Origin of the sequence: Antiquaquibacter soli (assembly GCF_030580675.1) — a bacterium.
Classification (GTDB): Bacteria; Actinomycetota; Actinomycetes; order Actinomycetales; family Microbacteriaceae; genus Rhodoglobus; species Rhodoglobus soli.
Genome location: NZ_JAUQUB010000001.1, coordinates 946,898 through 968,758, shown reverse-complemented (window position 1 = coordinate 968,758; position 21,861 = coordinate 946,898). Strand labels below are relative to the sequence as shown.

The 21,861-nt window shown below is 68.3% G+C and carries 23 protein-coding genes; 8 read left to right on the top strand and 15 right to left on the bottom strand.

What is annotated here, in order from left to right; all coding sequences use genetic code 11:
* Positions 1–10: 10 nt before the first annotated feature.
* The gene (locus Q5716_RS04765) at positions 11–1,279 is read left to right on the top strand and encodes an MFS transporter (RefSeq protein WP_305001943.1); all 1,269 of its coding nucleotides are present in this window, start codon (positions 11–13) and stop codon (positions 1,277–1,279) included.
* On the opposite strand, the gene Q5716_RS04760 is transcribed toward Q5716_RS04765, so the two are convergent.
* Positions 1,266–2,702, bottom strand: a complete 1,437-nt coding sequence (locus Q5716_RS04760) for a gamma-aminobutyraldehyde dehydrogenase (protein ID WP_305001942.1) — start codon at positions 2,700–2,702, stop codon at positions 1,266–1,268. The two genes, Q5716_RS04765 and Q5716_RS04760, sit on opposite strands and share 14 nt — an antisense overlap.
* A 123-nt stretch (positions 2,703–2,825) precedes the next feature.
* On the opposite strand from Q5716_RS04760, the gene Q5716_RS04755 reads away from it, so the two are divergent.
* The 5 genes from Q5716_RS04755 (at position 2,826) to Q5716_RS04735 (ending at position 7,367) form a co-directional block, all read left to right on the top strand.
* Positions 2,826–3,308, top strand: coding sequence for an Lrp/AsnC family transcriptional regulator (locus Q5716_RS04755; RefSeq protein ID WP_305001941.1), 483 nt, complete (start codon positions 2,826–2,828; stop codon positions 3,306–3,308).
* A 75-nt stretch (positions 3,309–3,383) separates the two neighbouring features.
* Complete coding sequence (locus Q5716_RS04750; RefSeq protein ID WP_305002963.1) at positions 3,384–4,712, top strand: aspartate aminotransferase family protein; 1,329 nt, start codon at positions 3,384–3,386, stop codon at positions 4,710–4,712.
* Positions 4,697–6,067, top strand: coding sequence for an NAD(P)/FAD-dependent oxidoreductase (locus Q5716_RS04745; protein WP_305001940.1), 1,371 nt, complete (start codon positions 4,697–4,699; stop codon positions 6,065–6,067). The genes Q5716_RS04750 and Q5716_RS04745 overlap by 16 nt, the downstream gene beginning before the upstream one ends.
* A gap of 51 nt (positions 6,068–6,118) precedes the next feature.
* Entirely contained in the window at positions 6,119–6,736 is a 618-nt protein-coding gene (locus tag Q5716_RS04740) for a hypothetical protein (protein ID WP_305001939.1), read from the top strand.
* A gap of 73 nt (positions 6,737–6,809) precedes the next feature.
* Positions 6,810–7,367 carry a YceI family protein gene (locus tag Q5716_RS04735; protein ID WP_305001938.1) on the top strand — a complete coding sequence of 186 codons (558 nt, stop codon included), beginning with the start codon at positions 6,810–6,812 and terminating at the stop codon, positions 7,365–7,367.
* A gap of 48 nt (positions 7,368–7,415) precedes the next feature.
* Here Q5716_RS04735 and Q5716_RS04730 read toward each other — a convergent pair whose 3' ends face one another.
* The 4 genes from Q5716_RS04730 to Q5716_RS04715 are packed head-to-tail and all read right to left on the bottom strand — an operon-like array spanning position 7,416 to position 12,677.
* On the bottom strand, positions 7,416–9,377 hold the full coding sequence (locus Q5716_RS04730) for an ABC transporter ATP-binding protein (protein ID WP_305001937.1): 1,962 nt from the start codon (positions 9,375–9,377) through the stop codon (positions 7,416–7,418).
* Complete coding sequence (locus Q5716_RS04725) at positions 9,374–11,107, bottom strand: ABC transporter ATP-binding protein (protein WP_305001936.1); 1,734 nt, start codon at positions 11,105–11,107, stop codon at positions 9,374–9,376. Before Q5716_RS04725 ends, Q5716_RS04730 begins: the two co-directional genes overlap by 4 nt.
* 1 nt (position 11,108) lies before the next feature.
* Positions 11,109–11,684 carry a TetR/AcrR family transcriptional regulator gene (locus Q5716_RS04720; protein ID WP_305001935.1) on the bottom strand — a complete coding sequence of 192 codons (576 nt, stop codon included), beginning with the start codon at positions 11,682–11,684 and terminating at the stop codon, positions 11,109–11,111.
* Positions 11,685–11,717: 33 nt separating this feature from the next.
* The gene (locus Q5716_RS04715) at positions 11,718–12,677 is read right to left on the bottom strand and encodes an aldo/keto reductase (RefSeq protein ID WP_305001934.1); all 960 of its coding nucleotides are present in this window, start codon (positions 12,675–12,677) and stop codon (positions 11,718–11,720) included.
* Positions 12,678–12,771: 94 nt separating this feature from the next.
* Between Q5716_RS04715 and Q5716_RS04710 the strand changes: the two genes are divergently transcribed.
* Together Q5716_RS04710 and Q5716_RS04705 are read left to right on the top strand one after the other, a co-directional pair.
* Positions 12,772–13,284 (top strand): methylated-DNA--[protein]-cysteine S-methyltransferase, encoded by a 513-nt coding sequence (locus tag Q5716_RS04710; protein WP_305001933.1) that lies wholly within the window; start codon positions 12,772–12,774, stop codon positions 13,282–13,284.
* Positions 13,281–13,859 (top strand): DNA-3-methyladenine glycosylase I, encoded by a 579-nt coding sequence (locus tag Q5716_RS04705; protein ID WP_305001932.1) that lies wholly within the window; start codon positions 13,281–13,283, stop codon positions 13,857–13,859. Before Q5716_RS04710 ends, Q5716_RS04705 begins: the two co-directional genes overlap by 4 nt.
* Here the strand turns inward: Q5716_RS04705 and Q5716_RS04700 are convergent.
* Genes Q5716_RS04700 through atpB form a run of 10 tightly spaced genes read right to left on the bottom strand, consistent with a single transcriptional unit; the run spans position 13,856 to position 21,829 of the window.
* Positions 13,856–14,599 carry a YaaA family protein gene (locus tag Q5716_RS04700; RefSeq protein WP_305001931.1) on the bottom strand — a complete coding sequence of 248 codons (744 nt, stop codon included), beginning with the start codon at positions 14,597–14,599 and terminating at the stop codon, positions 13,856–13,858. The genes Q5716_RS04705 and Q5716_RS04700 overlap by 4 nt on opposite strands.
* Entirely contained in the window at positions 14,599–15,117 is a 519-nt protein-coding gene (locus Q5716_RS04695; RefSeq protein ID WP_305001930.1) for a P-loop nucleotide/nucleoside kinase family protein, read from the bottom strand. Before Q5716_RS04695 ends, Q5716_RS04700 begins: the two co-directional genes overlap by 1 nt.
* Before the next feature lie 2 nt (positions 15,118–15,119).
* Complete coding sequence (locus Q5716_RS04690; protein ID WP_305001929.1) at positions 15,120–15,389, bottom strand: F0F1 ATP synthase subunit epsilon; 270 nt, start codon at positions 15,387–15,389, stop codon at positions 15,120–15,122.
* Positions 15,390–15,391: 2 nt separating this feature from the next.
* Complete coding sequence (gene atpD, locus Q5716_RS04685; RefSeq protein WP_305001928.1) at positions 15,392–16,852, bottom strand: F0F1 ATP synthase subunit beta; 1,461 nt, start codon at positions 16,850–16,852, stop codon at positions 15,392–15,394.
* Positions 16,853–16,871: 19 nt separating this feature from the next.
* Positions 16,872–17,771: a F0F1 ATP synthase subunit gamma gene (locus Q5716_RS04680; protein WP_305001927.1), complete on the bottom strand. Its 900-nt coding sequence runs from the start codon at positions 17,769–17,771 to the stop codon at positions 16,872–16,874.
* Between the two features lie 19 nt (positions 17,772–17,790).
* Positions 17,791–19,428 carry a F0F1 ATP synthase subunit alpha gene (atpA, locus tag Q5716_RS04675; RefSeq protein ID WP_305001926.1) on the bottom strand — a complete coding sequence of 546 codons (1,638 nt, stop codon included), beginning with the start codon at positions 19,426–19,428 and terminating at the stop codon, positions 17,791–17,793.
* A gap of 35 nt (positions 19,429–19,463) precedes the next feature.
* On the bottom strand, positions 19,464–20,255 hold the full coding sequence (locus Q5716_RS04670) for a F0F1 ATP synthase subunit delta (protein WP_305001925.1): 792 nt from the start codon (positions 20,253–20,255) through the stop codon (positions 19,464–19,466).
* Complete coding sequence (locus tag Q5716_RS04665; RefSeq protein WP_305001924.1) at positions 20,256–20,813, bottom strand: F0F1 ATP synthase subunit B; 558 nt, start codon at positions 20,811–20,813, stop codon at positions 20,256–20,258.
* Positions 20,814–20,837: 24 nt separating this feature from the next.
* Complete coding sequence (gene atpE, locus Q5716_RS04660; RefSeq protein ID WP_179496337.1) at positions 20,838–21,062, bottom strand: ATP synthase F0 subunit C; 225 nt, start codon at positions 21,060–21,062, stop codon at positions 20,838–20,840.
* Positions 21,063–21,109: 47 nt separating this feature from the next.
* Positions 21,110–21,829, bottom strand: coding sequence for a F0F1 ATP synthase subunit A (atpB, locus tag Q5716_RS04655; protein WP_491047338.1), 720 nt, complete (start codon positions 21,827–21,829; stop codon positions 21,110–21,112).
* Positions 21,830–21,861: the final 32 nt, after the last annotated feature.

Here is a 21,861-nt window from a genome sequence, read left to right as displayed (position 1 = left end):
TCTTAAGCATATGGACAACGACACCGCCGAGACCCGCCCCGCGTGGAAGCGAGACGTGGCGCTGTTCCTCTCCGGGCAGACCGTCTCGCTGTTCGGCTCGATGCTCGTGCAGTACGCCGTCATGTGGCACATCACCCTCGAGACGAAATCGGGGGTCGCACTCGCCCTCGCGGCCGTCTTCGGCTTCCTCCCGCAGGCCCTCGTCTCGATCTTCGGCGGGGTGTGGGCGGATCGCCTGAACCGCAAGGCCCTCATCATCGCAGCGGATGCCACGATCGCGGCGTCGACCCTCGCGCTCGCGCTGCTCATGCTCGCCGGCGCCAGCGACCTGTGGCTCATCTTCCTCACGCTCGCGATTCGCTCGACGGGTGCCGGCATCCAGATGCCCGCCGTGTCGGCGCTCATCCCGCAGATCACTCCGACCGAGCACCTCATGAGGGTCAACGGCATCAACGGATCGATCCAATCGGCGATGGCACTGCTGGCCCCCGCCGCGGCCGGCGCCCTCTACGCCACGGCCTCGCTCACGGCGATCTTCTTCATCGACGTCGTCACCGCGGTGGTCGGCATCGGCTTCCTCCTGCTCATCGCCGTTCCGACGGTGCGCAACGCGACGGCCGAGGGCGCGGGCTACTTCACCGACCTCGTCGAAGGCGTGCGCTACATCGCCCACCACGCGTTCGTACGGTGGCTCCTCGTCCTGTTCGGCGTCGTCTTCCTGCTCACCGTGGCGCCCTCATACCTGACACCGCTCATGGTGGCCCGCACCTTCGGCGACGAGGTCTGGAAGCTCACCGTGCTCGAGATCTCCTTCAGCGTGGGGATGGTGCTCGGCGGGCTCGTCATCGCCGTCTGGGGCGGCACGAGGAACAAGATCGTCATGATCGTGGCGTCGTCGGTGCTGTTCGGCGCGCTGTCGGTCGCCCTCGGCCTGTCGACGAACCTCTGGGTGTTCTTCGCCTTCATGTTCGTCGTCGGCCTCGCTGTGCCCTTCTTCTCGACGCCCTCGATGACGCTCCTGCAGGAGACCGTCGAGCCAGAGCGCCAGGGCCGCGTGTTCGGCTTCGTCGGGATCGTGATGGCCGTGGCGATGCCGATCGGCATGGTCGTGTTCGGCCCCCTCGCCGACCAGTTCACGGTCGAGAGCCTTCTCGTCGCGGCGGGCATCCTGATGTTCGTCGTCATCGCCGTCGCGACGCTCGTGCCTGCCGGGAGGCGGGCGATGCGCGCGGCTCACGCCGCGACGCACCCCGACGAGGCCGTGGCTACTGACCGATGAACGACATCACGTGCTTGATGCGCGTGTAGTCCTCGAAGCCGTAGCTCGACAGGTCCTTGCCGTAGCCCGAGTGCTTGAAGCCGCCGTGCGGCATCTCGGCGACGAGAGGGATGTGGGTGTTGATCCACACGCAGCCGAAGTCCAGGTGCTTGGCGAAGCGCATCGCGCGCGCGTGGTCCTTCGTCCAGACACTCGACGAGAGCCCGTAGCTGACACCGTTCGCCCACTCGAGGGCCTGCTTCTCGTCGGTGAACTTCTGGACGGTGATGACCGGGCCGAAGATCTCGTTCTGGATGGCGTCATCCGTCTGCTTGAGACCGGACACGACGGTCGCCTCGATGAAGTAGCCCTTGTCGCCCTGGCGCTTGCCGCCGAGCTCGATGGTCGCGTTCGAGGGGAGCGAGTCGATGATGCCGGAGACGCGCTCGAACTGATTCGCGTTGTTGACCGGACCGAAGAGGACGCCGTCCTCGTCGGGCGCGCCCGTCTTCGCGTTCTCCTTCGCCCACGCCGTGATCGCGGCGACGAACTCGTCGTGCACGCGCTCGTGGACGAGCACTCGGGTCGCCGCGGTGCAGTCCTGGCCCGCGTTGAAGTACCCGGCGATGCCGATGCCTTCGACTGCGGCCTCGATGTCGGCGTCGTCGAAGACGATGACAGGTGCCTTGCCGCCGAGCTCGAGGTGGACCCGCTTGAGGTCGCTCGAGGCCGCCTTCGCCACCTCCATGCCCGCACGGACAGAGCCGGTGATGGAGACCATCTGGGGGGTCTTGTGCTCGATCATCCGAGCACCCGTCGTGCGGTCTCCGGTGATGACGTTGAGAACGCCCGCGGGGAGGAACTCGGCCGCGATCTCGGCGAGCAGGAGCGTCGAGGAGGGCGTCGTGTCGCTCGGCTTGAGCACGGTCGTGTTGCCCGCGGCGATCGCCGGCGCGAACTTCCAGACGGCCATGTTGAGGGGATAGTTCCACGGTGTGACCTGCCCGATCACCCCGATCGGCTCGCGCCGGATGCTCGAGGTGTGGTCCTTCATGTACTCGCCCGTGGCCATGCCGCTCAGGTGACGGGCTTCGCCCGCGAAGAAGCGGATCTGGTCGACGGAGAGCATGATCTCGTCGTCGACGAGGGATGCCCGGGGCTTGCCGGTGTCCTTGGACTCGAGATCGGCGAACTCCTCGGCCCGAGCCTCCATCGCATCGGCGATGCGGAACAGCGCGAGCTGGCGCTCGGCCGGAGTGGTCTCGCCCCACTCCTCGAAGGCCGCGGCGGCGGCCGCGAACGCGTCATCCACGTCGGCCTGGCCGGAGACCGGAGACGTCGCGTACGTCTCCTCTGTGGCGGGATCGATGACCGCGAAACTGTCGTCGCCCTTCGCGTCGACGTACCGGCCATTGATGAAGTTCTTGATCTCCGAAGCGCTCATGGCACTAACTTAGCCGCCCGCCGCGGGGTCTTCCACCCTCCCGGCTGTCGATTTCGTCAGTCCAGGGTGCTCGGAAGTGCGGATTCGCTTGTGAGCGGTCTCATCGACTGACAGAATCGAGCTATGAGTCCCTCCGCTCGCCAGCCCGGAGCCAAGCCGGTGCAGCTCGACGACGTCTCGAAAGCCATCATCGAGCAGCTCCAAGGCGACGGGCGGCGATCGTACGCCGAGATCGGCAAGGCCGTGGGCTTGAGCGAGGCGGCCGTACGGCAGCGGGTGCAGAAGCTCACCGACTCGGGCGTGATGCAGGTCGTCGCGGTGACCGACCCCATGCAGCTCGGCTTCTACCGCCAGGCGATGATCGGCGTTCGTGTCGCCGGCGACACGACCGTCGTCGCGGAGCGTCTCGGCCGCATCCCCGCCGTCGACTACGTGGTGCTCACGGCGGGCAGCTTCGACATCCTCGCAGAGGTGGTCTGCGAGAACGACGACGACCTGATCGACTTGCTCAACAAGCAGATCAGGGCCATCGAGGGCGTGCAGTCGACGGAGACCTTCGTCTACCTGCGCCTTCACAAGCAGTTCTACAACTGGGGAACTCGCTAAACCAAGGAAGAGTGATAGACCGTGTCCGAATTCATCGAGGCAGACCTCCAGCAGAAGGCCAAGGACCATCTGTGGATGCACTTCGCCCGCCAATCTGTGATGGAGGATGGCCACGGCGTGCCCATCATCGTCAAGGGCGAGGGCCACCACATCTGGGACTCGACGGGCAAGAAGTACATCGACGGCCTGAGCGGCCTGTTCGTCGTCAACGCCGGCCACGGCCGCAAGCGCCTCGCCGAGGTCGCGGCCAAGCAGGCGGAGGAGCTCGCGTTCTTCCCCATCTGGTCGTACGCGCACCCGAACGCCATCGAGCTCGCCGACCGGCTCGCCGACTACGCCCCCGGCGACCTCAACCGCGTGTTCTTCTCCACCGGCGGCGGGGAGGCCGTCGAGACCGCCTTCAAGCTCGCGAAGTACTACTGGAAGCTGCAGGGCAAGCCCACGAAGCACAAGGTCATCTCCCGCGCGATCGCGTACCACGGCACTCCGCAGGGGGCGCTGGCGATCACCGGCATCCCGGCGATGAAGCAGATGTTCGAGCCCCTCACCCCGGGCGGCTTCCGCGTGCCGAACACCAACTATTACCGCGCCGAGGAGATGGGCTTCACCGGCACCGAGGAGGAGTTCGGCCTCTGGGCGGCGAACCGCATCGAGGAGATGATCCTGTTCGAAGGCCCCGACACCGTCGCGGCCGTCTTCCTCGAGCCCGTGCAGAACTCCGGCGGCTGCTTCCCGCCGCCTCCTGGCTACTTCCAGCGGGTGCGCGAGATCTGCGACCAGTACGACGTGCTCCTCGTCAGCGACGAGGTCATCTGCGCCTTCGGCCGAATCGGGAACATGTTCGCGTGCGACACGTACGGCTACGAGCCGGACATGATCACGTGCGCGAAGGGCATGACGAGCGGCTACTCCCCCATCGGCGCGACGATCGTCTCCGAGAAGGTCTACGAGCCGTTCAAGCACGGTCAGACGTCGTTCTACCACGGCTACACGTTCGGCGGTCACCCCGTGTCATCCGCTGTCGCGCTCGCCAACCTGGACATCTTCGAGGAGGAGGGGCTCAACGCGCGGGTCCGCGAGAACTCGCCGCTGTTCCGCCAGACGCTCGAGCGGCTGAACGACCTCCCGATCGTCGGCAACGTCCGCGGCGACGGCTACTTCTTCGGCATCGAGCTCGTGAAGGACAAGGCGACGAAGGAGACCTTCGACGACGACGAGTCCGAGCGGCTGCTGCGCGGCTTCCTCTCCAAGGCGCTCTACGACGCGGGGCTGTACTGCCGTGCCGATGACCGTGGCGACCCCGTCATCCAACTCGCTCCGCCGCTGACGATCGGCCAGAGCGAGTTCGACGAGATCGAGTCGATCCTCCGCGGAGTGCTCACCGAGGCATGGTCGCGGCTGTAGCGGACTATCGCGGGCTCTCGTTCTGGCACGACACCGTCGCTGACGACCTGAGCCCGCGAGCCGCCCTCCCCGGAGACCGCGATGCGGACGTCGCGATCGTCGGAGGTGGCCTCACGGGGCTGTGGACCGCCTGGTACCTCCTGGATCGCGACCCGGCGCTGCGCATCGTCGTACTCGAGAAGGACATCGCCGGCTTCGGCGCCTCCGGGCGCAACGGGGGCTGGTGCAGTGCGCTGTTCCCGCGATCGACCGCCTCGCTCGAGCGGGCCCACGGTCGGGATGCCGCGCTCGCCCTCCGACGGGCCATGATCGGCACCGTCGACGAGGTCGGCCGCGCCGCCGACGCCGCGGGCCTCGACATCCACTACCGCAAGGGCGGAACTGTCGCGTTCGCTCGATCCGAGGTGCAGCTGCGCTCGGCGCGCGCCGACGTCGCGGACGCCGAGCGGTACGGCGTCGACGAGCTCGAGCTGTGGGGCGCGGAGCGGGTCCGGGCGGCGGGAGCGCTCGGGGCGAGCTTCGACCCCGCGTGCGCTCGCATCCACCCCGCCCGGCTCGTCCGCGGGCTAGCGCGGGCGCTCGAGTCGCGCGGGGTGCTGATCTACGAGGGCACGGAGGTGCTGTCGTTCGAATCCGGCCGGGTGCGCACAGCCCTCGGGGAGGTGCGGGCTCCGATCGTGGTGTCGGCTCTCGAGGGCTACGGTGCCGCGCTCCCGCAGCTGCGCCGCCGCATCCTGCCGCTCTACTCGCTCATGATCGCGACCGAGCCGCTCCCGGCCGAGGTCTGGGACGAGATCGGCCTCGAGCACGGCCAGACCTTCACCGACTACCGCCACCTGCTGATCTACGGCCAACGCACGGCTGACGACCGGTTCGCGTTCGGCGGCCGGGGTGCCCGCTATCACTGGGGCAGCGCGATCCGGCCGGAGTACGACCGCGTCCCCGCGGTCTTCGACCACCTGCGCCGCACGCTCGGCGAGCTCTTCCCCGTGATCGGGGATGCCGCCGTGACGCACCGCTGGGGCGGGCCGCTGGGCGTGCCGCGTGATTGGCACGCGAGCGTGTCGTTCGACCCCCGCTCGGGGCTCGCGAGCGCGGGCGGATACGTCGGCGACGGCCTCAGCACCACCAACCTCGCCGGTCGCACGATCGCCGACCTCGTCACCGGCACGGACTCCGATCTCGTCCGGCTGCCTTGGGTGAACCACCGCTCTCCCGACTGGGAGCCGGAGCCGCTCCGATTCGTCGGATCGAACGCGGGCCTGCTCGCGATGAGCGCGGCGGACCTCGAGGAGCGAGTCACCGGCCGGGCGTCCCTCGCGGCGCGCGTGATGGGCCCGCTCGTGGGCCACTAGCACCGCGGCTGGGCTAGGTTCGACGTCGTGCGGATGCTGCGGAGGGCGGGGATGACCGCCCTCGCGATCATCGGAGTGCTCGTCGCGATCTGGGCCGTGTCGAACACGAACCGCATCATGGACCAGGTCGCCGTCTGGCAGTACTCGCCGTCGCCGACCATCGAGGGCTATGCGGAGGCCACGACCATGACCGAGGAGGGCCGGTTCCTGTTCTTCGCGAGCCGCCCCATGATCGCCGACGCCGCCGAGTTCGACGCCCAGTGCGGGATCGAGCAGTCCGTCGGGGCGATCGGCTGCTACCGCCCGGACTTCCGCACGATATTCCTGTACGACCTGGGCCCTGGATTCGAGAACGTCGAGCAGGTCACCGCTGCCCACGAGCTTCTGCACGCGGTGTGGGACCGCCTGAGCGACGCAGAGCAGAATGCCCTCGAGCCGCTCCTCGAGGCCGAGGCCGCGAAGCGGGCCGACGATCCCGAGTGGATCGCACTCATGGCGCAGTACGCCCAGATCGAGCCGGGCGAGCGGACGAACGAGCTGCATTCGTTCGTGGGCAGTGAGTTCTCGCAAATCTCCCCCGAGCTCGAGGCGCACTACGCACGCTACTTCGAGGACCGCGAGGCGCTCGTCGCGCTCTCATCGGGAGTCGTCGATCTCGGCGGAATGTAACGGGCTCGTAAATTTAGGTGACAAGTCCACTAAATCCGGAATGATCTCGAGCTCGATGCGCTTGCATGGAGTTATGACTACATCGACCAGCATCCACCCGGACTACATCGTCGGCACCTGGAAGCTCGACCCCACGCACTCCGAGGTCTCCTTCACCGTGAAGCACCTCATGATCAGCAAGGTGCGCGGCACCTTCGAGACTTTCGACGTGACGATCGTCACCGCCGAGGACCCGCACGACTCCACGATCGAGGCCTCGATCGACGTCTCCTCCGTCAACACCGGCGTCGAGGCGCGCGACCAGCACCTGCGCACGAGCGACTTCTTCCTCGTCGACGAGCACCCGACGATGACGTTCCGCTCCACGTCGTTCGACGGCGAGCCGGACGACTTCAGCGTCACCGGCGACCTCACCATGCGCGGGGTGACGAAGAGCGTCGTGCTGAAGGGCGAGTTCGGCGGCCTGATCGTCGACGGCTACGGCAACACGCGCGCCGGAGCGACGGCGACCACCAAGATCAACCGCCACGACTTCGGGGTGAGCTGGAACAACGCCCTTGAGGCCGGCGGCATGACGCTCGGCGACGACGTGACGATCACGCTCGACCTGCAGGTCGTGCTCCAGAAGTAGAACCACCGAACGGCGGGGTCGGGATGCCCGACCCCGCCGTCGCCCGTCTCACTCCTCGATCGCCGCCGCGAACTGCGCCGTGTAGAGCTCGAAGTAGGCGCCGCGCGCCGCGAGCAGCTCCTCGTGCGTGCCTTTCTCCACGATCCTCCCCGCCTCCATCACGAGGATGAGGTCGGCGTCACGAATGGTGGAGAGCCGGTGTGCGATCACGAAGCTCGTTCGATCGGCGCGCAGCGCGGTCATCGCCTGCTGCACGAGCACCTCGGTGCGCGTGTCCACCGAGCTCGTCGCCTCGTCGAGGATGAGCACGCTCGGCTTCGCGAGGAAGGCCCGCGCGATCGTGAGGAGCTGCTTCTCCCCCGCGCTCACGTTGGCGCCCTCGTCGTCGAGGAGGGTGTCGTACCCGTCGGGCAGGGAGTGCACGAAGCGGTCGACGTAGGTCGCCCGCGCAGCCTCGAGGATCTCCTCCTCCGAGGCATCCGGTCGGCCGTACGCGATGTTGTCGCGGATGGTGCCGGCGAACAGCCAGGTGTCCTGGAGCACCATTCCCATCCTCGAGCGCAAGTCGTCGCGAGTCATTCCCGCGACGTCGACGCCGTCGAGCGTGATGCGTCCGCTGTCGAGCTCGTAGAACCGCATCATGAGGTTCACGAGCGTCGTCTTGCCGGCGCCCGTCGGGCCCACGATGGCAACCGTCTGACCCGGCTCGGCCACGAGCGACAGCGAGTCGATGAGCGGCTTCTCCTCCTCGTAGCGGAACGAGACGTCCTCGAACGCGATGCGCCCCGTCACCGACTCCGGGCTGACGGCCGGGCTCGGGTCGGGAGACTGCTCCGGCGCATCCAAGAGCTCGAACACGCGCTCCGCGGAGGCGACGCCCGATTGCAGGAGGTTCGCCATCGATCCGAGCTGGCTGAGCGGCTGCGTGAACTGGCGGGAGTACTGGATGAACGCCTGAACGGCGCCGAGGGTCATCCCGCCGCCCGCGACGAGCAGCCCGCCGACGACCGCGATCGCCACATAGACGAGATTGCCGACGAACATCATGGCCGGCATGATGATGCCGCTCACGAACTGGGCGCCGAAGCTCGCCCGGAACAGCTCCTCGTTCTTCTCCGCGAATCGCTCCTCCACCTCCCGGTGCCGCCCGAACACCTTGACGAGGGCGTGCCCCGAGTAGGCCTCCTCGATCTGCGCGTTCAGTTGGCCGGTGTGGGTCCACTGCGCGATGAAGAGCTTCTGGGAGCGCTTGGCGATGAGCGTCGTGATGACGAGAGTGAGCGGGATCGTGATGAGTGCGATGACAGCCAGGAGGGGCGAGAGCCAGAACATCATGGCGAGCACGCCCACGACGGTCAGCAGCGAGGTCACGAGCTGGCTCAGCGTCTGCTGCATGCTCTGGCCGATGTTGTCGACGTCGTTCGTGACCCGGCTCAGCAGCTCACCGCGCGGCATGCGGTCGAAGTAGCTGAGCGGCAGCGCGTTGATCTTGTCCTCGACCTCGGCGCGCAGTCGGTAGACCGTCCGCTGCACGATGCCGTTGAGCACGAACCCCTGCAGCCAGCCGAAGACCGACGCGAGCACATAGAGAACGAGGACGACCCCGAGCACGAGCTGGAGCGCGTCGAAGTCGATCCCCGCGCCCGGCGTGAACTGCATGCCGCTCAGGAGGTCCGCTCGCGCGGTGTCGCCGGATGCCCGGAGCTGGTCGATCACTTGCTCACGGGTCAGCCCGGCCGGGAGCTGCTTCGAGATGACACCAGAGAAGATGATGTTCGTGGCATCCCCGAGCAGCCGCGGACCGATCACCGAGAACACGACGCTCAGGACCGACAGCACGAGGGTGCCGATCACGCCGGCCCGGTAGGGCCGCAGTCGGCCGAGCAGCCGCTTGGCGGAGGGCAGGAAGTTCATCGACTTGTCGCCGGGCATGCCCATGCCACCCATGGGGCCGCCGCCCATGGGCCCCCGACGGACCGGCGGGCGCGGAGCGCTCTGCGTCTGGCTCATGCTGCCTCCTCCGCTCGGAGCTGACTGGTGACGATCTCGGCGTACGTCTCGTTGGAAGCGAGGAGCTCGTCGTGCGTGCCCCGTCCCACGATCTCGCCGTCCTCGAGCACGAGGATCTGATCGGCATCGACGATCGTCGAGACGCGCTGAGCGACGATGATCATGGTCGTGGCGCGCTCCGCCTTGGCGAGCGCGGCGCGCAATCGGGAGTCGGTGGCCGTGTCCAGGGCAGAGAACGAGTCGTCGAAGACCAGGATCTCGCTTCGCTTGACGAGCGCGCGGGCGATGGCGAGCCGCTGCCGCTGGCCCCCGGAGACGTTCGTACCGCCCTGGGCGATCGGCGCGTCGAGCCCCTCGGGCATCGCCTCGACGAAGTCCTTGGCCTGGGCGATCTCGAGCGCCCGCCACAGCTCCTCGTCGGTCGCGTCGGGCTTGCCGTAGCGGAGGTTGCTCGCGACCGTGCCCGAGAAGAGGTAGGCGCGTTGCGGGACGAGGCCGATGCGGCCCCACAACGAATCGGGGTCGAGCTCGCGCACGTCGACCCCGTCGATGAGGACCCGGCCGGCAGTGGCGTCGAACAGCCGCGGAAGCAGGTTGACGAGCGTCGTCTTGCCCGCTCCCGTGCTGCCGATGATCGCGGTCGTCTGGCCGGGTCGGGCGGTGAAGGAGATGGCGCGTAGTACCGGCTGCTCGGCTCCGGGGTAGCTGAAGCTCACGGCATCCAGCTCGACGACGCCGAGCGACGACGCGGCCGCGACGGGCTCGGCGGGCGGGGCGACGGAGCTCGCCGTGCCGAGCACCTCTCCGATCCGGTCGGCCGACACGGCAGCGCGCGGGATCATCACCGCCATGAACGTAGCCATCATGACGGCCATCAGGATCTGGATGAGGTAGGTGAGGAACGCGGTGAGCGCGCCGATCTGCATCGACCCGTCCTCGATGCGGAAGGCGCCGAACCACAGCACCGCGACGCTCGTCACGTTCATGATGAGCATGACGACGGGGAACACGAGCGCGAACAGCCGGCCCGCTTCGAGGGCTGTCTTCGTGACATCCGCGTTCGCCCGCTCGAACCGCGCGGTCTCGAGCCCCTCCCGCACGAAGGCGCGAACGACCCGGATGCCCGTGAGCTGCTCCCGGAGCACCCGGTTAACCGTGTCGATGCGGGCCTGCATGAGCCGGAAGAGCGGCACCATGCGCAGGATGATCGCCCCGATCGCCACAAGCAGCACGGGCACCGCGACGACCATGAGCCACGAGAGCTCGAGGTCCTGCTGCAGGGCCATGATGATGCCGCCGATGGCCAGGATCGGCGCCGACACGAGCAGCGTCGACGTCATGAGCACGAGCATCTGCACCTGCTGGACGTCGTTCGTCGTCCGGGTGATGAGCGACGGGGCGCCGAAGCGCGAGACCTCCTGCTCGGAGAACTCCCCCACCCGCCGGAAGACGGCGGTGCGCAGGTCGCGGCCGACCGCCATCGCGGCCTTCGCGCCGAAGTAGACCGCCGTGATCGCGGCGGCGATCTGCACGAGGGTGATGCCCAGCATGAGCACTCCGACCTGCAGGATGTAGCCGGTGTCGCCCGTCGCGATGCCGTTGTCGATGATGTCGGCGTTGAGCGCCGGGAGGTAGAGCGAGGCGATCGACTGGGCCAGCTGGAAGACGATGACCGCAGCGATGAGCGGCCAGTGCGGCCGGATGAACCGGCCGATGAGAGGCAGGAGCACGTCAGTCCTTTCCGGGGGTGAGGCGCGGGGCGGCGCGGCGTGCGCCGTCGAGAACGAGTCGGACGAGGCTGTCGTCGTCGAAGCGGGTGCCGGGCATCGTCGTGCCGATCGCGACGACCCGCAGGTAGGCGCCGAAATCGTCGATGTCGAGGGCGAGCTCGTGCGCGTGCGGCCCGAACACCTCGCGCAGCCGCCACTGGAACAGGGTGCTCTGCGTCGGGGTGGGCGTACTCGGTCGTCGACCGGTGACCGCGGTCATCCGCATCACGTCGCGCACCCGCGAACGCATGGCGGCGAGGAAGCCGGCGACCTTCTCTTCGAGCGGGAGGGCGGGGTCGGGCAGCGGCCCTTCCGCCTCGAGGGCGCCCGACATGAACGCGTCGTACGCCGCATCGATGAGGGAATCCTTGTCGCCGAACGCGCGGAACACCGTCCCTTCCGCCACTCCTGCGGCCTCGGATATCTGCCGGGAGGTCACCCCGGTTCCGTGCTCCAGTAGCAGCGGTATCACCGCGGCGATGATCGACGCGCGGCGGTCCTCAACCGAGAGGGGGCGGGCGCGAGTGGCGTTAGTCACTCCGCGAGTATAACTGAGTGAGCACTCACTCCGTCACGTGAAGATTCGCGAAACCTCGTCGAGGTCTGTCGGCGTTGGTCGCCACGCGACCGACGCCGCCGCATTGGCACGCACCTGCTCCGGGCTCGTCGCTCCGGCGATCACGCTCGACAGAGCGGGCTGGGCGAGCATCCAGCCGAAGGTCGCGGCGAGCATCGAGATCCCTCGCGCCTCCGCGAAGGCTCGGAACGCCTCGATCTTCTCCCACGGGGCACCCTCGAGCACGTGGCGCTTCTGGCGCGCGATGCGCGAGTCGGCGGGATGCTCATCCCGCGAGAACTTTCCCGTGAGCAGTCCGTTCGCGAGCGGGAAGAAGGGCAGGAACCCGACGCCGAGCTCGGCCGCCGTCGGCAGCAGCTCGGCCTCGGCCGCGCGCTGCAGGAGGTTGTACTCGTTCTGGGTCGAGACGAAGCGCGCGAGCCCCTCGCGAGCGGCGACCTCCTCCGCTTCGCGCACCTGGGCGGCGTCGAACTGCGAGGATCCGGAGAACCGGATCTTGCCCTCGTCCGCGAGCTCGTCGAGCGCGCCGAGCGTCTCCTCGATCGGAGTGTGCGGGTCGGGGGTGTGCAGCTGGTAGAGGTCGACGTAATCGGTCTGCAAGCGCTCGAGCGAGGCGTCGATCGCGGCCCTGACGTAGCGGCGCGATCCGCGCGGCACGCCCGGCAGGAGCCCCGTGTCGAACTCCTGGTGGCCGAACTTCGTCGCGAGCACGACCCGATCGCGGCGACCGCGCAGCGCGACCCCCATGAGCGTTTCGCTGAGTCCGTGGCCGCCGTAGATGTCCGCCGTGTCGAGGAGTGTCACGCCCGCATCGATGGCGGCGTCGATCACCGCGGTCGTCCCCTCCTGCGATTCGGTGCGCGTCCCGGAGCGACCGAAGTTGTTGCAGCCGAGGCCGACGGCGGAGACCAGGATGTCGTCGGTTCCGAGCGGCCGGGCGTCGAGAGTCGTCATGGTCCTATCCTCCCCCGGTGGCGCATGGGGCGAGCAATCCCCCGTGTCCGAAAAGCGCCAGTGGAGCGTCGGATGCCGCGGCTACAGTCGGACCATGCAGACAGTCACTCCCCCCGTCGTCGGCCCCGCCTACCTTATCCGCACCGACTCGCCGCTCGGTCGGCTCGAGATCACCGCGGACGACGAGGCCATCACGACGCTCGCCATCGAGCGCGAGGGACGTCTCCCCTGGGAGCACCTCCCCGAGCGATCGTCGACCCTTCTCGAGTCCGCCCGCTCGCAGCTCGCGGAGTACTTCGCGGGGGAACGCCGGGACTTCGACCTCCCGGTGCGGCTCGGCGGCACGGAGTTCCAGCGCAGCGTCTGGGCCGAGCTCAGCGCCCTGCCGTTCGGCGGCGTGCTCTCCTACGGCGAGATCGGGCTCGCGACCGGCCGCCCGACGGCCGGGCGCGCCGTCGGCGGGGCGGTCGGGGCGAACCCCGTTCCGATCATCGTGCCGTGCCACCGCGTGCTCGGCGCCGACAAGCGCATCACCGGGTACAGCGCCGGCGCGGGCATCCCGACGAAGACCTGGCTGCTCGATCACGAGGGGATCGCGCACCGGTGACCATCCGAATCGGCGACGACGGACTCGCCCGCTGCGGTTGGGTGGGCGCGGACAGCGAGTACGTCCGCTACCACGACGAAGAGTGGGGCCGACCGCTCCACGGCGACCGCCCCCTCTTCGAGAAGATCGCGCTCGAAGGATTCCAGGCCGGGCTGTCGTGGATCACGATCCTGCGTCGACGACCTACCTTCCGCACGGCGTTCGCGGGCTTCGACCCCGAGCTCGTCGCCCGCTTCGACGAGGGAGACGTCGATCGCCTCATGCAGGACACCGGCATCATCCGCAACCGCGCGAAGATCGAGGCCACCATCAGCAACGCTCGCGCGGTTCTCGAGCTGACGGCGGACTCCCCCGGCGCTCTCGACGAGCTCGTCTGGAGCTTCGTGCCGGAGCAACCGCGACCGCGGCCGCGAAGCTTCGCCGATCTCCCGGCGGAGACCCCCGAGTCGAAGGCGTTGAGCAAGGCGCTCCGCGCGCGCGGCTTCCGCTTCGTCGGCCCCACGACGATGTACGCGCTCATGCAATCAGCGGGCCTCGTCGACGACCACCTCGAGGGGTGCTTCCGCGCGGGCTAACCCACGATCAGGTCGAGCTCCCCCGGCGCGCCCGGTTCGAGTCGGATGCCCGCCGTCTCCGCCCAGTCGAGCAGCGACGAGGCGTCGGGATGCTCGACCCCCGCGGCGACGATCGCGCGAGCGAACTCGCCCTTCGCCTTCTTGTTGAAGTGACTGAGGGCCACGCGGCGACCGCTCGCACTCTCGGTGACCACCCGGATGTAGTGGGCGCCGTCCGGGGCGGGCCCGAGAGCGGCGTACGCCTCGGACCGCAGGTCGAGCACGAGACCATCGTGGGCCGCGAGCTCCGCGCTCACCGCTGACCTCCAGTGCTTCTTCAGCGGCATCCCCGGCAGCCGCGAGTCGTGCGAGAGCCGATACGCAGGGATCAGGTCACCCGCCCCCACGACACCGAAGAGCGCCGAATGGACCGCGACATGATCGTGGGCGAACTCCCGCGCAGCAGCCGACAGCGAGTCCACGTCCAGCCCGTCGTAGAGGACTCCCGTGTACCGCTCGATCGCCGGCATCACCGGGGAGGAGCGCAGCAGGCGGTTCCGCTCGATCTCGAAGCGCTGGGTGGGGCCGAGCCCCAGGGCCTGGGATGCTCCGCTCACCGTCCTCGAGACGCGACTGAGCGCGGCCAGGGCGTCGCGTCGCAGCGGGGTGAGCGCGGGAAAGGACAGTGCGGCGAGATCGAGCGCCGAGCCATCCCGACCGCCGTCCCGCTTCGTCTCCGACGGGGGAAGGACGAGGAGCACTATCCGGCGAGGAAGGCGACCGCGCGCTCGACGTTGACGCCGAGGGGCTCCACCGAGTCGAGAGTGATCCGCGCCACGGCGGCGCTGTCGCCCGACCACTCGGAGTACTCCTCGAGGCTCTGCTCGACCGCGTTCCAGGTCAGCTGGATGTGCGGCATGCTGCGCCGCCAGCCCTCGATGCGGCTGCGGTGCAGCTCGGGGTCCGAGCAGATCACCTCGATGAACCGGATGGGCTCGCCGAGCCGGTTGGCGAGGTTGACCCACTGCTCCCGAGCCGGCGCAACCGCGTTGACGGCGTCGACCAGGACACCGGAGCCCGCGGTGATGACCCGCTCGGCGAGGGTCTCCGCGACCAGGTAGGCCGCGAGCCCGGTCGGCTGGTCTGTAGCGATCCCCGCCTGGAGGATGGCGGTCTCGATGGGGTCGACCGGTACCACGGGGAGGCCGAGACGACTGGCCACGACCTGGCCGATCGTGGACTTGCCCGTACCGGGGAGGCCCGCCATCGCGACGAGCATGGTCAGCCCTGAGCGGCGAGCTCGGCGTTGCGGGCGACTACCGTGACGGTGTCGTGCTCCACCGAGAGGAAGCCGTCATCGGCGCTCGCCGTGACGACCTGGCCGTCGACCGTCGTCACCCGGACGTCGCCGGTGCCGAGGATAGCGAGGATCGGCTCGTGCCCGGGCAGGATGCCGATCTCGCCCTCCGTCGTGCGGGCGATGATCTGCTTCGCCTTGCCCGACCACACCTCGTGGTCGGCCGAGACGACGCTCACCGAGAGCTCGGCCATGATCAGCCGTTCTCCTTCTGGAGCTGAGCCCAGCGCTCCTCGACGTCCGAGATCGCACCGACGTTGAAGAAGGCCTGCTCGGCGACGTGGTCGAACTCGCCCTTCACGATCGCGTCGAACGACTCGATCGTGTCCTTGAGCGGAACCGTCGAGCCCTCGACGCCGGTGAACTTCTTCGCCATGTAGGTGTTCTGCGAGAGGAACTGCTGGATGCGGCGCGCACGCGACACCGTGATCTTGTCCTCCTCGGAGAGCTCGTCGACACCGAGGATCGCGATGATCTCCTGGAGCTCCTTGTTCTTCTGGAGGATCGCCTTCACGCTCGTCGCGACGCGGTAGTGGTCCTCGCCCAGGTAGCGCGGGTCCATGATGCGGCTCGTCGAGGTGAGCGGGTCGACCGCGGGGTACAGACCCTTCGACGCGATCTCGCGGCTGAGCTCGGTCGTGGCGTCGAGGTGCGCGAAGGTCGTCGCCGGGGCCGGGTCGGTGTAGTCGTCGGCGGGCACGTAGATCGCCTGGAGCGACGTGATCGAGTGACCGCGGGTCGACGTGATGCGCTCCTGGAGGATGCCCATCTCGTCGGCGAGGTTCGGCTGGTAGCCCACCGCGGACGGCATGCGACCGAGCAGCGTCGAGACCTCGGAACCGGCCTGCGTGAAGCGGAAGATGTTGTCGATGAAGAGCAGCACGTCCTGCTTCTGCACGTCGCGGAAGTACTCCGCCATCGTCAGCGCGGACAGAGCCACGCGAAGTCGCGTTCCCGGGGGCTCGTCCATCTGGCCGAAGACGAGGGCCGTCTTGTCGAAGACGCCCGCCTCCTCCATCTCGCCGATGAGGTCGTTGCCCTCACGCGTGCGCTCGCCGACGCCGGCGAACACGGACACACCGCCGTGGTCCTGCGCCACGCGCTGGATCATCTCCTGAATGAGGACCGTCTTGCCGACGCCCGCGCCGCCGAAGAGGCCGATCTTTCCACCCTGCACGTAGGGGGTGAGCAGGTCGATGACCTTGATGCCGGTCTCGAAGAGCTCCGTCTTCGACTCGAGCTGGTCGAATGCCGGGGGCTTGCGGTGGATGGGCCAGCGCTCGGTGATCTCGATCTTCTCGCCGGGCTCGGCGTTGAGCACCTCGCCGATCACGTTGAAGACCTTGCCCTTGGTGACGTCGCCGACGGGCACGGAGATCGCCTCGCCGGTGTCACGCACCTCCTGGCCGCGCACGAGGCCGTCGGTGGGCTTGAGGGCGATCGCGCGGACGAGGTCGTCACCGAGGTGCTGCGCGACCTCGAGGGTGATCTCCTGCGAGTCGTTGCCGATGGTGATGGTCGTCTTGAGGGCGTTGTAGATGCCCGGGATCGAGTCGTGCGGGAACTCGATGTCGACGACGGGGCCGGTGACTCGCGCGATGCGGCCGACGCCGGTCGCAACGGGGGCCGCGGGGGCCTTCTTCGTAGCGGTAGCCATGGTTTCTCTTCCTCTGGGGTTACTTCGCCGAGCTGAGGGCGTCAGCGCCGCCCACGATCTCGGAAATCTGCTGGGTGATCTCGGACTGGCGAGCATTGTTCGCCAGCGTCGTGTACGTGCGGATGAGCTTGTCGGCGTTGTCGCTCGCCGCCTTCATCGCCTTCTGGGTCGCCGCGTGCTTCGCCGCCGCCGACTGGAGCATCGCGTTGAAGATGCGGCTCTCGATGTAGACCGGGAGCAGGGCATCCAGCACATCGCCCACCTCGGGCTCGAACTCGTAGAGCGGGAGCACCTCGCTCGGCTCCGGTGCCTCGACGCCCTCGACGACCTCGAGGGGAAGAAGGCGCACGACCTCCGGCTCCTGCACGAGCATGCTCACGAAGCGGTTGAAGACGATGTGGATCTCGTCGACGCCGCCCTCGCTCGCGGGCTGGAGGAACTTCGCGACGACCGCGTCCCCGATCTCCTTCGCCGTGGCGAACTCGGGGCTGTCGGTGCCGCCCGTCCAGATCTGCTCGGAGTCCCGGCGGCGGAACGCGAAGTACGCCGCGGCCTTGCGGCCGACGAGGTAGTACACGACCTCCTTGCCCTCGCCCGTGAGCCGGGCGGCGAGCTCGCCCGCCTCGCGGAGCACGTTCGCGTTGAACGCACCCGCGAGACCGCGGTCCGACGAGAAGATGACGATCGCGGCGCGCTCGATCTTCTCCGGCTCGGTGGTGAGGACGTGGTCGACGTTCGAGAAGGTAGCGACCGCCGAGACGGCCCGCGTCACGGCACGCGAGTAAGGACCGGAGGCCGCCACCCGCTGCTGCGCCTTCTGGATGCGCGACGCGGAGATGAGCTCCATGGCCCGAGTGATCTTCTTGGTCGTCTGGGCAGCTCTGATCTTCTGCCGGTAGACCCGAAGTTGCGCTCCCATGCCTGTGCTTCCCTAGTCCTTAGCGCTTCTGCTTGACGATCTGCGCCTGCTCGATGTCCTCGGCCTCGATCTCCTCGAAGACCTCGGAACCGACGGAGTTGAGCGGCTTGCCCTCGCCCGTCTGGAACTCGAGCTTGAACGCGTCGATCGCCGAGTCGAGGGCGGCCGTGGTGTCGTCGTCGAGCACGTTCGTGTCGCGCAGCGTGTCGAGCACCTTGGTGTTGCGGGCGAGGTAGTCGTGCAGCTCCGACTCGAAGCGCAGGATGTCCTCGACCGGCACCTCGTCGAGCTTGCCGTTCGTGCCGGCCCAGATCGAGACGACCTGCTTCTCGACGGGGAACGGCGAGTACTGCGGCTGGCGCAGGAGCTCGGTGAGGCGGGCACCGCGCGCGAGCTGACGGCGGGACGTGGCATCCAGGTCGCTCGCGAACATCGCGAACGCCTCGAGCGAACGGTACTGGGCGAGCTCGAGCTTGAGCGTTCCCGAGACCTTCTTGATCGACTTGACCTGCGCGTCGCCACCGACTCGGGAGACCGAGATACCGACGTCCACGGCGGGGCGCTGGTTGGCGTTGAAGAGGTCGGACTGGAGGAAGATCTGGCCGTCGGTGATCGAGATCACGTTGGTCGGGATGTACGCCGAGACGTCGTTCGCCTTCGTCTCGATGATCGGCAGACCGGTCATCGAGCCGGCGCCGAGCTCGTCGGAGAGCTTGGCGCAGCGCTCCAGCAGGCGGGAGTGCAGGTAGAAGACGTCGCCCGGGTAGGCCTCGCGTCCCGGTGGACGGCGCAGGAGAAGGGAGACGGCGCGGTAGGCCTCGGCCTGCTTCGACAGGTCGTCGAAGATGATGAGGACGTGCTTGCCGCCGTACATCCAGTGCTGGCCGATCGCCGAGCCGGTGTAGGGGGCGAGGTACTTGAAGCCCGCGGGGTCGGAGGCGGGAGCCGCGACGATCGTGGTGTACTCCATCGCGCCGGCGTCCTCGAGCGCGCCCTTGACGGCCGCGATCGTGGAGCCCTTCTGACCGATGGCGACGTAGATGCAGCGAACCTGCTTGTTCACGTCGCCCGAGTCCCAGTTGGCCTTCTGGTTGATGATCGTGTCGATCGCGATCGCGGTCTTGCCGGTCTGGCGGTCGCCGATGATGAGCTGGCGCTGGCCGCGGCCGATCGGGATCATCGCGTCGATCGCCTTGATGCCCGTCTGCATCGGCTCGTGGACGCTCTTGCGCTGCATGACGCCGGGGGCCTGGAGCTCGAGCGCGCGGCGCTCCTCCGCCACGATCTCGCCGAGGCCGTCGATCGGTGCGCCGAGCGGGTCGACCACGCGACCGAGGAACGCGTCGCCCACGGGCACGGAGAGCACGTCGCCCGTGCGGGTGACCTCCTGGCCCTCCTCGATGCCGGTGAACTCGCCGAGCACGATCGCACCGATCTCGTTCTCGTCGAGGTTCAGGGCGAGGCCGGCGGTGCCGTCCGCGAAGCGGAGGAGCTCGTTGGCCATGACGCCGGGGAGGCCCTCGACGTGGGCGATGCCGTCCGCGGCATCCACGACGGTGCCGACCTCGGCGGCCTTCGCCTTGCCGGGCTCGTAGGACGAGACGAAGTCCTTGAGCGCATCGCGGATCTCATCCGGGCTGATGCTGAGTTCTGCCATTGTGATTGTGCCTTCCGTGGAAAGTAAGCGGGCCGCTAGGACGCGAGCCGAATCCTGAGGTCTGTGAGGCGCGTCGAGACGCTGCCGTCGATGACGTCGTCACCGATCTGGACGCGGAGACCGCCGATGATCGACGGGTCCACGACCTGGTTGATGCGCAGGTCGCGGCCGTGCTGCTTCGCGAGGCCCGCGCGGAGCCGCTCGAGCTGCGCTGCCGAGAGGGGGACGGCCGAGACGACCGTCGCGACCGAGAGCCCCGCCTGGTCGGCGACGATCGACGCCGCCGAGCGGATGAGCTCGCCGATGCGGCGACCGCGCGGCTGCTGGACGAGGTGCTCCACGATCGCGAGGGTCTGCGGGCTGGCCTTCTTCAGCAGCGAGCGGACCAGGGCCGCCTTGGCTGCCGGGCTGCCGAGCTTGCTGCCGACGGCGAGCTCGAGCTCGGCATCGGATGAGACGGCTGCGCCGAACGAGAACAGCTCGTCCTCAATCGAGACGCCCTTGCCCGCAGACAGGGCCGCCGCCCGGATGCCGACCTCCTCGATGCCCGCGAGCAGGTCGTCCTGAGTCGACCAGCGCGAAGCGGCGATGTCCGTCAGGAGAGCCCTCGCCGGCGCACCGAGGCCGGAGAACAGGGCTTCGATGACCGCCTGCTTCGCCGCGGGGTCCGCGGACGGGTCGGCGAGGGCCGCGCGCAGCTGCGCGGACTCGCCGATGACGCGACCCGCCTGGAACAGCTGCGTCGCCATGGCGAGCGCGTCCTTCGCGGACACGCCCTCCAGTGCTCGCTTCGCCGAAGCGAGCGCCTCCCTCGTCGCGGAACCCATCTACTTGGCCTGGGCCTTCTCGTCGGACTCGAGGTCGGACAGGAACTGGTCGACGAGCGCCGACGCCTTCTTGTCGTCGCTCAGGCTCTGGCCGATGACGCCCGAAGCGAGGTCGATCGCGAGCGAGCCGACCTCGGCGCGCAGCGACGTGAGCGCCGCCTGGCGCTCCGCCTCGATCTGGGCCTGGGCGGCCGCGGTGATGCGGGCGGCCTCGACCGATGCCTGCTCCTTGAGCTCGGCGATGATCTTGCCGCCGTCCGCGCGCGCCTGCTCGCGGATCTTCGCGGCCTCCGCGCGCCCCTCGGCGAGCTGATCCTGGTACTGCGCGAGTGCGGCAGCGGCCTCGGCCTGCGCGACCTCGGCCTTCTTGATGCCGCCCTCGATCGCCTCGGCACGGGCATCCAGCGTCTTGCGGATCGCGGGAAGGAACTTCCACACGAAGAAGACGAGGATGATCGCGAAGCAGACCGCCGACCAGATGATGTCGTAGACGGCCGGGATCAGCGGATTCGGCGACGACGCCTCTTCCTCGGCAGCGGCCAGGAGTGCGCTCAGCATCCTGTACTCCTTAGGGGCTGTGGCTTACGGGAACGGGATGAACGCGACGGCGATCGCGATGAACGCGAGCGCCTCGGTGAAGGCGATGCCGAGGAACATGAGACCCGTCAGGCGGCCCTGCAGCTCGGGCTGGCGGGCGACCGACTCGACGGTCTTGCCGACGACGATACCCACGCCGATGGCAGGGCCGATGGTGGCGATGCCGAAGGCGATCGGCGCGATGTGGCCGGTGAGTTCAGCGAGGTTCACGAGTGTTTCCTTCCGTGGGGATGGCCGTGGCGGGTGCCAGGGCCGGGTTAGTGCTCTTCAGCCAGCGCGAGCTGGATGTAGACGGCGGTCAGGTAGGTGAAGACGTAGGCCTGCAGGACGGCGACGAGCAGCTCGAAGAGCGTGAACACGAAGCCGAAGGCGAGGGTGCCCGCCCCGAAGAGCGTGAACGGCAGGTCGGTCGAGAAGAAGAAGAACTGCGTCGCCGAGAAGCACAGCACGAGCAGCATGTGGCCGGCGACCATGTTCATCAGAAGACGGACGAACAGGGTGATCGGCCGCAGGAGGAACGTCGAGATGAACTCGATCGGAGTGACGATGAGGTACAGGGGCCACGGCACGCCCGAGGGGAACAGCGAGTTCTTGAAGAACGCCCCCGGGTGCTTCTTGATGCCGGCGTACATGAACACGACGTAGGCGACGAGCGCGAGCACGATCGGCAGTCCCGCCGTCGCGGATCCGGCGAGGTTGATGCCGGGGATGATTCCCGTGATGTTCATGCCGACGATGAAGAAGAACATCGTGATGAGGAGCGGCTCGAACCGCTTGCCGTCCTTCTCGCCGAGGGCGCCGACGACGATCTGGTCGCGGACGAAGCCGTAGCCGAACTCGAGGATCGACTGGCCGCGGCCGGGGATGAGCTTCATGCGGCGCGTGCCGAGCCAGAACAGCAGGAGCAGGAGCGCGACGACGAGGAAGCGGATGAGGATGACGCGGTTGATCTCGAACCACGTGCCCTCGAAGAAGATTACGGGCGGGAAGAAGTCATCCAGCGAGGGCC

Coding starts and splice junctions, on each gene's coding strand:
- Q5716_RS04765 (WP_305001943.1), top strand. CDS start 11: ATGGACAACGACACCGCCGAGACCCGCCCCGCGTGGAAGCGAGACGTG.
- Q5716_RS04760 (WP_305001942.1), bottom strand. CDS start 2,702: ATGAGCGCTTCGGAGATCAAGAACTTCATCAATGGCCGGTACGTCGAC.
- Q5716_RS04755 (WP_305001941.1), top strand. CDS start 2,826: ATGAGTCCCTCCGCTCGCCAGCCCGGAGCCAAGCCGGTGCAGCTCGAC.
- Q5716_RS04750 (WP_305002963.1), top strand. CDS start 3,384: ATGCACTTCGCCCGCCAATCTGTGATGGAGGATGGCCACGGCGTGCCC.
- Q5716_RS04745 (WP_305001940.1), top strand. CDS start 4,697: ATGGTCGCGGCTGTAGCGGACTATCGCGGGCTCTCGTTCTGGCACGAC.
- Q5716_RS04740 (WP_305001939.1), top strand. CDS start 6,119: ATGACCGCCCTCGCGATCATCGGAGTGCTCGTCGCGATCTGGGCCGTG.
- Q5716_RS04735 (WP_305001938.1), top strand. CDS start 6,810: ATGACTACATCGACCAGCATCCACCCGGACTACATCGTCGGCACCTGG.
- Q5716_RS04730 (WP_305001937.1), bottom strand. CDS start 9,377: ATGAGCCAGACGCAGAGCGCTCCGCGCCCGCCGGTCCGTCGGGGGCCC.
- Q5716_RS04715 (WP_305001934.1), bottom strand. CDS start 12,677: ATGACGACTCTCGACGCCCGGCCGCTCGGAACCGACGACATCCTGGTC.
- Q5716_RS04710 (WP_305001933.1), top strand. CDS start 12,772: ATGCAGACAGTCACTCCCCCCGTCGTCGGCCCCGCCTACCTTATCCGC.
- Q5716_RS04695 (WP_305001930.1), bottom strand. CDS start 15,117: ATGCTCGTCGCGATGGCGGGCCTCCCCGGTACGGGCAAGTCCACGATC.
- Q5716_RS04690 (WP_305001929.1), bottom strand. CDS start 15,389: ATGGCCGAGCTCTCGGTGAGCGTCGTCTCGGCCGACCACGAGGTGTGG.
- atpD (WP_305001928.1), bottom strand. CDS start 16,852: ATGGCTACCGCTACGAAGAAGGCCCCCGCGGCCCCCGTTGCGACCGGC.
- Q5716_RS04680 (WP_305001927.1), bottom strand. CDS start 17,771: ATGGGAGCGCAACTTCGGGTCTACCGGCAGAAGATCAGAGCTGCCCAG.
- atpA (WP_305001926.1), bottom strand. CDS start 19,428: ATGGCAGAACTCAGCATCAGCCCGGATGAGATCCGCGATGCGCTCAAG.
- Q5716_RS04670 (WP_305001925.1), bottom strand. CDS start 20,255: ATGGGTTCCGCGACGAGGGAGGCGCTCGCTTCGGCGAAGCGAGCACTG.
- Q5716_RS04665 (WP_305001924.1), bottom strand. CDS start 20,813: ATGCTGAGCGCACTCCTGGCCGCTGCCGAGGAAGAGGCGTCGTCGCCG.